The organism is Pseudorhizobium halotolerans, assembly GCF_902153235.2.
Classification (GTDB): Bacteria; Pseudomonadota; Alphaproteobacteria; order Rhizobiales; family Rhizobiaceae; genus Neorhizobium; species Neorhizobium flavum.
In genome coordinates this window covers 253717-267009 of the sequence record NZ_CABFWE030000001.1, presented here as the reverse complement: position 1 = coordinate 267009, position 13293 = coordinate 253717, and the positions used below count along the sequence as shown (strand labels likewise).

Annotated in this window: 10 protein-coding genes; 5 read left to right on the top strand and 5 right to left on the bottom strand. The window is 62.1% G+C overall.

Translation table 11 applies throughout. The features are described 5' to 3' along the window. The gene (gene pbpC, locus FN060_RS01275; protein WP_142586529.1) at positions 1 to 2085 is read left to right on the top strand and encodes a penicillin-binding protein 1C; all 2085 of its coding nucleotides are present in this window, start codon (positions 1 to 3) and stop codon (positions 2083 to 2085) included. Here pbpC and FN060_RS01270 read toward each other — a convergent pair whose 3' ends face one another. The 5 genes from FN060_RS01270 to FN060_RS01250 form a co-directional block, all read right to left on the bottom strand. Then, on the bottom strand, positions 2086 to 2937 hold the full coding sequence (locus FN060_RS01270) for a dipeptide ABC transporter ATP-binding protein (RefSeq protein WP_052640577.1): 852 nt from the start codon (positions 2935 to 2937) through the stop codon (positions 2086 to 2088). Further along, positions 2934 to 3788: an ABC transporter ATP-binding protein gene (locus FN060_RS01265; protein ID WP_082077750.1), complete on the bottom strand. Its 855-nt coding sequence runs from the start codon at positions 3786 to 3788 to the stop codon at positions 2934 to 2936. The genes FN060_RS01270 and FN060_RS01265 overlap by 4 nt, the downstream gene beginning before the upstream one ends. A gap of 2 nt (positions 3789 to 3790) precedes the next feature. Further along, positions 3791 to 4714 carry an ABC transporter permease subunit gene (locus tag FN060_RS01260; RefSeq protein ID WP_142586528.1) on the bottom strand — a complete coding sequence of 308 codons (924 nt, stop codon included), beginning with the start codon at positions 4712 to 4714 and terminating at the stop codon, positions 3791 to 3793. A gap of 14 nt (positions 4715 to 4728) precedes the next feature. Further along, positions 4729 to 5733 (bottom strand): ABC transporter permease subunit, encoded by a 1005-nt coding sequence (locus FN060_RS01255; protein WP_142586527.1) that lies wholly within the window; start codon positions 5731 to 5733, stop codon positions 4729 to 4731. A gap of 150 nt (positions 5734 to 5883) precedes the next feature. After that, positions 5884 to 7479, bottom strand: coding sequence for an ABC transporter substrate-binding protein (locus FN060_RS01250; protein ID WP_142586526.1), 1596 nt, complete (start codon positions 7477 to 7479; stop codon positions 5884 to 5886). 476 nt (positions 7480 to 7955) lie between these two features. Here FN060_RS01250 and FN060_RS01245 point away from each other — a divergent pair, with 476 nt between their 5' ends. From FN060_RS01245 to FN060_RS01230, 4 genes are all read left to right on the top strand, one after another. Continuing rightward, on the top strand, positions 7956 to 9389 hold the full coding sequence (locus tag FN060_RS01245; RefSeq protein WP_142586525.1) for an amidohydrolase: 1434 nt from the start codon (positions 7956 to 7958) through the stop codon (positions 9387 to 9389). 88 nt (positions 9390 to 9477) lie between these two features. Then, the gene (locus FN060_RS01240; protein ID WP_142586524.1) at positions 9478 to 10836 is read left to right on the top strand and encodes an aspartate aminotransferase family protein; all 1359 of its coding nucleotides are present in this window, start codon (positions 9478 to 9480) and stop codon (positions 10834 to 10836) included. Between the two features lie 69 nt (positions 10837 to 10905). Further along, a complete protein-coding gene (locus tag FN060_RS01235) occupies positions 10906 to 12363 on the top strand; it encodes a phospholipase D-like domain-containing protein (protein ID WP_142586523.1) in 1458 nt (485 codons plus the stop codon). Between the two features lie 36 nt (positions 12364 to 12399). Further along, positions 12400 to 13275 (top strand): endonuclease/exonuclease/phosphatase family protein, encoded by an 876-nt coding sequence (locus FN060_RS01230; RefSeq protein WP_142586522.1) that lies wholly within the window; start codon positions 12400 to 12402, stop codon positions 13273 to 13275. The last annotated feature ends 18 nt before the right edge of the window (positions 13276 to 13293 follow it).

The window sequence follows — 13293 nt, the reverse complement described above, 5'->3', positions numbered from 1 at the left end:
ATGAAGAGGTTCCAGAGGATTGCCGTTGGACTGGGCATGGTGTTCGCCGCTGCTGCGGCGACGGCATTCGGACTCGATGCAGCGGACCGGGCCTATCCACCGCCGCTGGAGCGGGCGCTCGTCGTTTCGCCCGAGGTTGTTGATGCCGAGGGTGCCCTGCTCCGAGCCTTTGCGACAGCCGAAGGGCGTTGGCGCCTCGAAACGAAGATCGAGGATGTCGATCCCCGTTTCTTGAGGATGCTCGTCGCCTACGAGGACAGGCGCTTCTTCGACCATTCTGGTGTTGATCCTCTTGCCGCCGGACGTGCATTCCTGCAGCTATTGACCAATGGCCGCGTCGTGTCGGGCGCATCAACATTGACGATGCAGGTCGCGCGGCTGATCGAACCGCGCGAGACTCGGTCTCTCTCGGCGAAGCTGCTGCAGGTGGTGCGTGCGGTCCAGCTCGAGCGGCGGCTCACGAAGAATGAAATTCTTGAGCTTTACCTGACCCATGCACCCTACGGCGGCAACCTGGAGGGCGTGCGGGCAGCAAGCCTCGCCTATTTCGGGAAGGAGCCGAACCGGCTCACCGTGGCGGAGGCAGCGCTCCTCGTCGCCCTTCCGCAGGCGCCGGAAGGCCGCAGGCCGGATCGGAAGTGGGCGCAAGCAATGGCGGCGCGGGAGCGGGTTCTGGCGCGTTCCGGCGTGGCGGATGTCATAGGCGAAGGCGAGTTGCAGCGCGCGATCCGCGATCCTCTTCCACGACAGCGACTTGAGCTTCCAAGCCATGCGGCGCATCTGGCTGAAGCAGCAATCCGCAAATACCCGACGGCTCAGGAACATAGCACGACGCTGAGAAGAAGCGTGCAGGAGGCATTGGAAGAGGTCGCCCGTGAGGCGGCCTCGAAGCTCAGCCCGAAGGTTGGGGTCGCGATGGTCATGGCCGACGGGGAGACGGGCGAGATCATCGGCGAGGTAGGCTCTTCCGACTATTTCGATTCGAGCCGGTCCGGCTGGATCGACATGACCCGCGTGAACCGCTCACCTGGCTCGACCCTGAAGCCCTTCATCTACGGGCTCGCGTTTGAGCAGGGTCTGGTTTCACAGGAAACCATCATCGAGGACCGCCCCTCCGATTTCTTCGGATATCGGCCGAAGAATTTTGACATGGGTTATCAGGGCGATGTGACCGTGCGCCATGCGTTGCAGTTGTCGTTGAACGTGCCAGCCGTCAGGCTGCTCGATGTGGTTGGACCATCCAGGCTGATGTCGCGGTTTCGCCGCGCGGAGGTGCGAACGGTGCTGCCGCCGCACGAGGCGCCTGGACTCGCAATTGGTCTCGGTGGCCTGGGCATCACGCTGGGCGATCTGGTGCAGGCCTATGCGGCCCTTGCCAACCAGGGCGCTCCCGTTCGGCTCGGTAACGGGATCACCGGCCGGCCGGGAGAGCTTGAGCGTGGACCGCTCCTGGAGCCGTCGGCGGCTTGGCATGTGACCGACATCCTGTCCGACATCCTGCCGCCGCTCGGAAGTCCCCGCCTCGGTATCGCCTACAAGACGGGCACGAGCTATGGCTATCGCGACGCCTGGTCGGTCGGCTACGACGGGCGACACGTCCTCGGCGTCTGGGTGGGTAGGGCGGACAACGGTGCCGTGCCGGGCATTTCCGGATACCAGACGGCGGCGCCGATCCTCTTCGAGGCCTTCGCACGATCGGGTGTCCTGCACACGCCGCTGCCTCGGCCGCCTGCCGGCGCCATGCGGATCGCCCAAGGCGATCTGCCGATAAGCCAGCGCCGCTTCTCCATGACGGCTGGCGGGCTGATCGCCGCCTCGGTGGGCGCGCCGGCACCGCAGATCGTCTACCCACCGGAAGGCGCGAAGGTCGACCTCGGTTTGACGTCGGAAGCCGGCGAAATGCCGCTGGCGCTCAAGCTTCAGGGAGGCAAGGCGCCTTTCCGCTGGCTGGCGAACGGTAGGCCGCTGGAGGGCCTTTCCTATCGCCGTAACAGCGAGTGGAGGCCGGATGGTGCCGGCTACGCCACGCTGACGGTGATCGACGCTGCCGGGCGTGCCGCCAGCGTCAGGATCTTCGTGGAGTGATCAGGCCGCAGTCGCCGCCTTCTTGCGTGCGACACGGGCACGAATGGAGTCAACATCGGCCCGCGGCGTCGCGGCAAACAGCGTTCGGGTGTACTCGTGCTTCGGATCGGAGAACACTGCATCACGGGTGCCGTACTCGACAGCCTCGCCGAAATACATCACCATAACCTCGTCGGCGATGTAGCGGACGACGGAGAGGTCGTGGCTGATGAAGACATAGGTCAGCCCGAACTCGTCCTGCAGGTCCGCAAGCAGGTTCAGCACCTGCGCCTGGACCGAAAGGTCGAGCGCGGACACCGGCTCGTCGAGGACCAGCAGCTTCGGGTTCAGCATCAGCGCGCGGGCGATGGCGATCCGCTGCCGCTGGCCGCCCGAGAACATGTGGGGGTAGCGGTTGTAGTGCTCCGGCCCCAGCCCGACCTTCACCAGCATCTGGGTAGCGCGGTCGCGCCGCTCCTCCGCGGACATCTTGGTGTTGATCAGCAGCGGCTCGCCCAGGACGTCGCCGATCTTCTGGCGCGGGTTCAGCGACCCATAGGGGTTCTGGAAGACGATCTGCACCTTCTGGCGCATTTCAGCGGTCAGCTGGCCTGGACGCGTGTCGATCTTCTTGCCGTCGATGATGAGGTCCCCGGCTGTCGGTTCATCGATGAAGGTCAGCATGCGAGCAAGCGTCGACTTGCCGCAGCCGGATTCGCCGACGATCGCCAGCGTCTTGCCGCGCTCCAGCTTGAATGAAACGCCCTTGACTGCGTGAACGATCTTCTTCGGCTTGAAGAGACCGCCCGGAAGCTCGTAGTCACGCTTGATATCGCGAACCTCGAGCATGATGTCGTTCGATGCTTCGGTCATGCGCGTGTCTCCACGGGTTCCGGCGTGCCGTCGAAGAACTCGGAAACCGTTGTCAGACGGTCGCCGGTGGCGTTTTCCGGAAGGGCGGCGAGAAGCGCCCGGGTATAGTTGCTCTTGGGGTTTTCGAACAGGGAGAGGACATCGGCCTCCTCCATCTTCTTGCCCTTGTACTGGACGACCACGCGATCGGCCGTTTCGGCGACCACGCCCATGTCATGGGTAATCATGATGAGGCCCATGCCGTTCTTCGCCTGCAGCGACATCAGAAGATCGAGGATCTGTTTCTGGATCGTCACGTCAAGCGCCGTGGTTGGCTCGTCAGCAATCAGCAGCTTGGGATCGCAGGCGATGGCAATGGCGATCATGACGCGTTGGCACTGGCCACCGGACATCTGGTGCGGGAAGTGGTTGAGCCGTTCCTCCGGATTGGGAAGACCCACCTGCCGGAACAGCTCGATCGCCCGCTCGCGGCGTGCCTTCTTGTCCAGCCCGAGATGGATGCGCAGGACCTCTTCGATCTGGAAACCGACCGTGAAACAGGGGTTGAGACTTGCGATCGGCTCCTGGAAGATCATCGAGATGTCCTTGCCAATCAGCTTGCGGCGCTCCGCCGCGCTAATGTTCTGGATATCCCGACCTTCGAAGAGCATCCGGTCGGCTGTGATCTTTGCCGTCCAGGGCAGGAGGCCCATGACCGCAAGCATGGCAACCGATTTCCCGGAGCCGGATTCACCCACGATCGCCAGAACTTCCCCCTTCTCGACGGAGATGGAGACGCCGTCGACGGCGCGGAACCAGCCGGAGGCCGTTTCGAATTCGACTGTGAGGTTGTCGATTTGCAGCAGCGCCATGATCAAGACCTCTTCAGTTTCGGGTCAAGCGCGTCGCGCAGACCGTCACCCATCAGGTTGATGGCCAAGACGGTGATGAGGATCGCAAGACCCGGGAAGGTGACGACCCACCAGGCGCGGAGGATGAACTCACGCGCTTCGGCAAGCATCGTACCCCATTCCGGTGCCGGCGGCTGAGCACCCATGCCGAGGAAGCCGAGGGCCGCCGCGTCGAGGATGGCGTTCGAGAAGGAGAGCGTCGCCTGCACGATGAGCGGTGCCGTGCAGTTCGGGAGGATCGTGCGGAACATCAGACGCAACGGACCGGCGCCGGCGAGGCGCGATGCCGTCACATAGTCGCGGGTCTTTTCCGTCATCACGGCAGCGCGCGTCAGGCGCACGAAGTGCGGCTGCAGCACGAGGGCAATGGCGATCATGCCATTGATCAGCCCAGGACCAAGGATCGCCACCAGCACGAGGGCCAGCAGCAGCGACGGGAATGCGAGGATGATGTCCATCAGCCTCATGATCACGGTGTCGACCCAGCCGCGATAGTATCCCGCGATGACGCCGATCAGGATGCCGCTGGTCAGCGACAGCGTGGTTACGAAGACGCCGATGAAGAGCGAGTATTGCGAACCGTAGATCAGGCGCGAAAGGATGTCGCGGCCGACCGGGTCGGTTCCGAGAAGATAGCTCATATTGCCACCCTCCAGCCAGGCCGGGGGAAGCAGAACGGCGTCGCGATACTGCTGGAAGGGCGAATGCGGTGTAATCAGCGGTGCGAAGATCGCAGTCAGTACAAGCGCCACGAAGACGAAAAGACCAATCACCGCGCCGCGGTTTTCGGAGAAGTAGAACCAGAATTCCTTCAGCATCTTGCGGCGCAGCGCCGCGCTCGAAATGACTTCCGGGGAATTGTCGATGTCATTGATGGTATCGGCCATGGGATTTTCTCCTTCTAGTGCCGGATACGGGGGTTGATCAGGCCGTAGAGCAGATCGACGATCAGGTTGACGAACATGATGATCGCGGCGATCAGCAAGAGGCCGCCCTGGATGACCGGGTAGTCGCGCCGGAAGACGCTGTCGACCATCCACTTGCCGATACCGGGCCAGGAGAAGATCGTTTCGGTCAGGATGGCACCTGCGAGCATGACGCCGATCTGCAGGCCGATGGTGGTTATGACCGGGATCATCGCATTGCGAAGCGCATGAATGCCGACGACGCGGAATGGCGACAGGCCCTTGGCACGTGCCGTGCGTACATAATCTTCCGAGAGGACTTCGAGCATTGCCGACCGGGTCTGGCGGGCGATGACCGCGAGCGGGATGGTTGCCAGCACGATCGACGGCAGAGCCAGGTGGCTCAGCGCCGACATGAAGGCGCCCTTCTGGCCGGACAAGAGCGAGTCGATCAGCATGAAGCCCGTGACCTGCGGGAAGAAGTACATCAGCGAGATGCGACCCGAGACCGGGGTCCACTGCAGGATGCCGGAGAACAGGATGATCAGCAGAAGTCCCCACCAGAAGATCGGCATCGAATAGCCGACTAGGGCGATTCCCATCAGCGACTGGTCAAAGAATGAGCCACGCTTGATGGCAGCAATCACGCCAGCAGGGATGCCGATAATGACAGCCAGGAAGATTGCGCAGAGCGACAATTCCACGGTTGCCGGGAAAAGCGCCAGGAACTGGTCGAGGATCGGTGTCTTGGAGACGATGGAGGAGCCGAAGTCGCCGGTTACGACGCCGCCAAGATAATCCAGGTACTGAACGACCAGCGGCCGGTCCATGCCGAGCTGGGCGCTGATCTGCGCGTGCCGCTCCGGCGACATGACGCGTTCGCCGGAGAGAAGTGCGACGGGATCGCCCGGCAACAGCCGGATAAACGAGAATGCAATGATCGAGACCCCGATAAAGGTCGGGATCAGAACGGCGATACGCCGCAGGAGAAAGCCGAACATCAGGAAACCTTCTGTGTCTTGAGCCGCGTCAGGTATCGAACCCCGCACGTGGCGCTTGAAGTGGTTTCACTTCATTTTTTTGGGCGCTCATAAAGCAAATGCCGCGGGAAACGCAACGTATCCCGCGGCAGATTCATCAATTACGCGCGATTACTCGGCGATATCGACGTTTTCGAAGGTGAAATCGCCGAGCGGGCTCTGGACGAAGCCGGAGACTTCCTTGCGCATCGGAACGATCGACAGCGAATGGTCGATGGTCGCCCACGGAGCCTCACGCTTGAAGACGACCTGCGCCTCTTCGTAGAGCTTCGTCCGCTCAGCCTGGTCGGAGGTGACCTTTGCCTTCTTCACCAGGGCGTCGAACTCCTCGTTGCACCACTGGGCACGGTTGTTGCCGCCGACGGCATTGCAGCCGAGCAGGGTGTCGAGGAAGTTGTCCGGGTCGCCATTGTCGCCGGTCCAGCCGAGCATGACGGCGCCGTCACGATCCTTCGCCTTGGAGCGGTCGAGATACTCGGCCCACTCGTAGGAAACGATCTCGACGTTGACGCCGATCTTGGCGAAGTCGTCCTGGATGATTTCGGCGGCGCGCCGTGCATTCAGCATGTACGGACGCGATACCGGCATTGCCCAGATCTTCATGGAGAGGTTTTCTACCCCTGCATCCTGAAGCATCTTCTTGGCGGCTTCAATGTCGTAGGTGTCATCTTCGATTGCGTCGTTATAGGACCACATGGTCGGCGGGATGGGGTTCTTGGCGGGGGTCGCCATGCCCTGGAAGACGGCGTCGACGATCGCTTCCTTGTTGATCGCCTTGTTGAGTGCCTTGCGTACTTCGACTTTGTCGAACGGAGCCTGGGTCGTGTTGTAGGCGAGGTAGGCAACGTTCAGGCCTTCCTGTTCGAGAACGGTGAGGTTCTCGTCAGCCTTCATCGACTCCACGTCGGCTGCGTTCGGGAACGGCATCAGGTGGCATTCGCCGGCCTTCACCTTCTGGTAGCGAACTGCGGCATCGGTGGTGATTGCGAAGACGAGATCGTCGATCTTCGGTGCGCCACCCCAGTAGTCGGCGTTCTTCTTATAGCGGATGACCGCATCCTGCTGGTAGCCGACGAAGGAGAACGGGCCGGTGCCGACGGGCATCTGGTTCAGCTGTTCCTTCTTGCCTTCGGCTTCCAGCTTGTCGGCATATTCCTTGGACGCGATCGACGCGAACGGCATTGCCAGGTTTGCGAGGAACGGTGCTTCCGGGCGGTTGAGCGTGATCTTGACGGTCAGGTCGTCAACCTTCTCGATCGACTTGATCAGTTCCGGGAAGCCCATGCCGGCGGCATATTCCCAGGAGGTGCCGGCGACGTACTGGTTCCACGGATGATCGGCCTTGAGCTGGCGCTCAAGCGAGAAGATGACGTCGTCCGCATTGAACTCGCGGCTCGGCGTAAAGAACTCGGTCGTGTGGAACTTGACGCCCGGACGCAGCTTGAACGTATAGACCGTGCCGTCTTCGCTGACTTCATAGCTTTCGGCGAGACCGGGTTCAGCCTCGGTCGTGCCGGGCTTGAATTCCATCAGACGGCTGTAGATCGGATGAGCCGAGGCATCGAAGGTCGTGCCGGCGGTGTACATGCCCGGGTCGAAGCCTTCGGGCGAGCCTTCGGAGCAGTATACGAAGGTCTTTGCGCTGGCGGCGCTGGCGAAGAAGGTCGCCGACAGCAGTGCTGCAGTAAGTGTGATCTTGTGTTTCACGGGTATTCTCCCAGTTCTTGTGGCCGGCAAGGCGCCGGATCCGATTGAGACATGGTACCGATGCGGTTTTCGCATCCTTTCAGTCTTTTTTGCTTCACCTCCTGCCGACCCGGATTCTCAACCCGGTCGACGATCAAGCTTTACCCCTTTTTGGCTCGCAGCCGGATGACCGGCCTACGCTCCTGCCTGTCGCGTCCGTGAATCTGTTTCCCGGGCGCCCCGTCCGGACTTCGAAGAACAATGTGCCTCGAATGCTCCGCAATTAGACACGTTTTGCCACCATTTGTGGCATCCTTGGAAAATTGCGGCCGGACTGTGGCGCGGGAGCATAGCGAATACCTCGTGCTTGTCGAGATGCTTTGAGCTTGGAGCAATTCGATGTGAATAGCAGGCATCTTCGGCCGCTGCATTTGCGGCCGTCCCGGAATACCGGTACCGTCCGCACCCGTCGGGCACTGCAGCAGGGGCGAAGCCGAATGACTTACATCACGCCGAACCATCCGGTCATATGGGACATGGTGGATCAGAAAAGGCAGTCCTTCATCGACCTCAGCGACCGTGTGTGGACGACGCCGGAAACCTGCTACATGGAGACGGAGTCGGCTGCCGCTCATCGCGAAATGCTGGAGAAGCAGGGCTTCCGGATCACGGAGAATGTTGCCGACATTCCGACGGCGTTGATCGGCGAAGCCGGCGCAGGCGGCCCGGTCATTGCTTTCCTCGGCGAATATGATGCACTGGCGGGCCTCAGCCAGAAGGCCGGCCTCACCTCCCACGATCCGGTCGTAACTGGTGGCAACGGCCATGGCTGCGGCCACAACCTGCTCGGATCAGCCTCCCTCCTCGCGGCCGCCGCGCTGAAGGACTGGCTGCAACAGACGGGGACCCCGGGCCGCGTTCGCTACTACGGTTGCCCGGCCGAGGAAGGTGGAGCCGCCAAGGCCTTCATGGTCAGATCGGGCGCCTTCGACGACGTGGACATCGCCATCAGCTGGCATCCCAGCAATTTCGCGGGCGTACAGCGGGAGACATCCCTGGCCAACTGCAGGATCGATTTCGACTTTTTCGGCCGCGCGGCACATGCCGCGGCCGTGCCGGAGCTCGGTCGCAGCGCGCTGGACGCGGTGGAACTCATGAATGTCGGCGTCAACTACATGCGCGAGCACATGCCGTCCGACTATCGCATCCATTATGCGATCCTCGATGCTGGCGGCATCTCGCCCAACGTCGTCCAGGCTTATGCAAAGGTTAGCTATGTGGTTCGAGCAACGGAGCTCGGCGGGCTCCTGACCCTGATCGAGCGGGTCAAGAAGGTTGCAGAAGGAGCTGCGCTGATGACAGAAACGCGGATGGAAAGCACCATCCTCGCCGGCGTCTCGAACGTCATCGTCAACACGCCATTGATGGACGCGATGCAGGGCATTTGGGAAAGCCTCGGACCGCCCCCATTCGACAGCGACGATATTGCGTTTGCCGAGAAGATCCGCGCGACATTGACGCCTGAGGACATTGCCGCGAGCTGGAGCCAGGAGCGGCTCGACCAGCGCGATATCCCGCTCGCCGACTTCATCCTGCCCCCGCACAACGAGATCCGGCAGATGGGGGGATCCACGGATGTGGGCGACGTCAGCTGGGTCGTCCCCACCGTTCAGGCCTACGGTCCAACTCTGGCGGTCGGGACGCAGCTTCATACCTGGCAAGTCGTCGCCCAAGGCCAGAGCGCCTTGGCGCACAAGGGCATGGTTGCGACCGCGAAGGTTATGGCGGCGACCGGCCTTGCCGCGCTTGAGAATGCCGATCTACGCGAGGCCGCCTGGGCCGACCTTCGCCGTCGCCGCAAGGGCCAGGATTACGTCAGCCCGATACCGGACGGCGCAGCGCCGCCCGTTGCCGCCATGGCTGCCAGGTAGATCTGAGACATCATGCGCCGTCTTTCGCTGCTGACGCGAGTCTGGCTTGGCGATAAGAGTGCGGTGTGATTTTGCCAAGGAGACGATCGTGACCGTTCAGCCCAATTCCGTGGAAGCCCGCGACCAGGCCTATCAGCTGCATTCCTATACTAATGCACGGGCGCTGGAGCGTGATGGCGCGCTCGTCATAGACAGGGGCGAAGGCGTCTATGTCTACGACAACAACGGCAAGCGCTATATCGAGGCGATGTCCGGGCTCTGGAGCGTTGCCGTGGGCTTCGGAGAGAAGCGCTTGGTCGATGCCGCAGTTAGGCAGATGTCGATCCTGCCCTACTACCACACCTTTACCGGTCGCACGCATGGTCCATCCGTTGACCTTGCGGAAAAGCTGATCCAGATGGCCCCGGTGCCGATGTCGAAGGTGTACTTCACCAATTCCGGCTCGGAAGCCAACGATACCGCCATGAAGATCGTCTGGTACCGGTCGAATGCCCTTGGCAAACCTGAGAAGAAGAAGATCATATCGCGGGTGAAGGGCTATCACGGGGTCACGATCGCCAGCGCCAGCCTGACCGGCCTTCCCAACAATCACCGGTCCTTCGACCTGCCGCTGTCGAATGTCCTGCACACGACCTGTCCGCATTATCGTGTCTTCGCGCAGGAGGGCGAGACAGAAGAGGACTTCGTCGCGCGATGCGCTCGCGATCTGGAGGACCTGATCCTCAAGGAAGGCCCTGATACCGTGGCCGCTTTCATTGGTGAACCGGTCATGGGCGCGGGCGGCGTCATCGTGCCGCCTGCAGGATATTGGAATGCTATTCAGGCGGTCCTCCGCAAGTACGACATCCTGCTGATCGCCGATGAGGTGATCTGCGGCTTCGGACGGACCGGCGAGATGTTCGGTACCACGACCTACGGCTTGCAGCCCGACATCATCACCGTATCGAAACAGTTGTCTTCGTCCTACCAGCCTATCTCTGCCTTGCTCATCAACGAACGGGTCTATGCGCCGCTGGCTGACGAGTCGGCGAAGATCGGAACATTCGGGCATGGCTTCACCGCGAGCGGCCATCCGGTCGCAGCCGCCGTCGTGCTGGAGAACCTGGCAATCATCGAGGAGCGCGACCTGGTCGGCAATGTACGCGAGCTCAGCCCGCTCTTCATCAAGCGCCTGAAGGCACTGGAAGCTCATCCGCTGGCGGTGGAGGCGCGGGGCGTCGGGCTGATCGGTGCACTGGAACTCCATCCCAGAGACGGTTTTGCGGCCGGGCAGTTGGGCCCGAAGTTCGCCGCCCTCATGCTGGACAAGGGCGTGATCGGCCGGGCGATCGGGGACAGTATCGCGCTCTGCCCGCCATTGATCGTCGACGAGCAGCAGATCAACACCATCTTCGATACCTTTGAAGCCTCCCTGGATGCATTCGCGAAGGAGATCGGCGCTGCGTGACAATAGCCGTAACCGGTATCGCGCGATCGCTGATTGCGGGGGGCGAAGAACAGCCTATATCTTCGCATCATGCTGACCGCCATTGAGCCTTACTGGCCCCAAATCCTCTTCCTGCTCTCGCTTGTGCTGGGGGCGGCGGCTGCCGTTCACGCAGCAATGACGAAGGAAGAGGTGCGGTCGGCAATCGGCTGGGTCGGCATCATCATTCTTTCGCCGATCGTCGGGGCGGTTCTCTACTTTATTGCCGGAATCAACCGCATCCGCCGCAGCGCGATCAGTGACCGGCGTTTGCTCCTGGGCCACGCCCGGGATCATTTCGAGGCCTATGACGCGACCGGAGAAATGATCGCCGAACGGTTCGGCGAGCGCTTCGCCGCAATGAAGATCCTGGGCGACCGGGTGACCGAACACGACATCACCACCGGCAACTCCATCGAGACGCACGTTACCGGTGATGATGCGTACCGCGCGATGCTGACGGCAATCGACGAGGCGCAGCGGTCGATCCTTCTCGAAACCTACATCTTCGATCGCGATCGGGTGGGACGCCGTTTCGTTGAGGCCCTCACGGCCGCAGTCCGACGGGGAGTGGCGGTGCGGGTGTTGATCGATGCGGTCGGCGCTCGCTACTCGGTGCCGAGCGTGCTGGGGATGCTGCGCGATGGTGGCGTGACGGTCGACGTTTTCAACGGCAATGTCATCATGGGCCTGCGACTGCCCTATGCCAATCTGCGCACCCACCGGAAGATACTGGTCGTCGACGGCTGCGTGGCATTCACCGGTGGCGTCAACATTCGCGAAGCGTTCTCCGGCGAGCTTTTCGGGGCAGATTGCGCGGTTGATACGCATTTCAGGATCACGGGGCCGGTCGTTGCGGATCTCTTTGCCATTGCCGCCTCCGACTGGCGTTTCAGTTCCGGCGAGGATCTCCACGGCGAACCATGGCAGATCATCTCGCCGACGAGCGAGCCGGGCCAGCCCGTGGCGATCCGGGCGGTCGCCTCTGGTCCCGATCGCAGTGTCGAAACCAACCACAAGATGCTGATGGGCGCGTTCTCCGTCGCAGGCCGGTCGATACGCATCGCGTCCCCCTATTTCTTGCCGGACCGGGAATTGACCACTGCCCTGGTCACGGCTGCGAGGCGTGGGGTGGAGGTCGACGTGGTGGTCCCCCAGGCCAACAACCTGACGCTCGTCGACCGCGCGATGGCCGGCCAGTTCGATCAGCTGCTGAAGAACTATTGCCGGATCTGGCGCGCGCCTGGAGCGTTCAATCATTCAAAGCTGATGGCGATCGACGGATGCTGGGCTTTCGTCGGTTCTTCGAACCTAGACCCCCGCTCGCTGCGCCTCAACTTCGAGGTCGACCTTGAGGTAATGGACAGTTCTTTCGCGCAGGAACTGGAACGAAGGATTGATCTCGCCATTTCCACTGCAACCCAGGTTACACTGGACGGGTTGCGAGACCGCCCATTCCCGGCGCGGCTGCTCGACAGGATGCTCTGGCTCGGGTCACCATATCTTTAAACTGAGCGGATCAATAAAGACGCTTGCTGGAGAACCATGAGGACGCGACGAGAACGACTTTCGGCCAATATTCTCGCCTCCATCCGGGAGCGCCGGCGGCGGGGGAAGGCTGCAGGCGGCGCGTCTAGCGAAGATGCGGGCGAGGGGCTGCTGATTGCGTCCTACAATGTCCATAAGTGCGTCGGCGTTGACGGCAAGTTCGATCCCTACCGAACCAAGGAAGTGATCCGCGAGATCGCTGCGGATGTGCTTGCGCTGCAGGAAGCCGATACCCGGTTTGGAGAGCGTCGCGGTCTCCTCGACCTTGACTGGCTCGAACGCGAAACGGGTCTGTTGCCGGTGCCGCTTGGCGGGCGCTCCAAGGCGCATGGCTGGCACGGCAATGTGATCCTGTTCCGCGAGGGACTGATCCGTGACGTCCACCAGGTGAAGCTGCCGGGGCTCGAACCTCGCGGCGCGCTGATGACGGAACTGGATCTGAAGGACGGGAGCAGCCTGCGCGTCATCGCCGCGCATCTTGGTCTCCTTCACCGGTCCCGTCACCAGCAGACTCGCATGATCATCGATCTCCTCCGGTCCCGTGACGACCAGCCGACTGTGCTGATGGGCGATCTGAACGAGTGGCGCCTCGGCGACCGCTCTTCGCTCAACACGCTGACGTCCATCTTCGGTCTGCCGCCGGCAGTGCCCAGCTTCCCGTCCCGCCTTCCCGTGCTGGCGCTCGACCGGATCATGGCCAACCGCCCCGAGATACTCGGTCCCGTTGCCGCCCATGATACGCCGCTTGCCCGTCTGGCGTCGGATCATCTGCCGATAAAGGCCCGCGTCCGGCTGCCGAACGCTGAAGGGGTGGCGGATGAGCGTCCGGAAAACATTAGTCATACTATTGAACGCGACAGCTCGACGTCGTAAGTCAGGCCCCGACCGAAG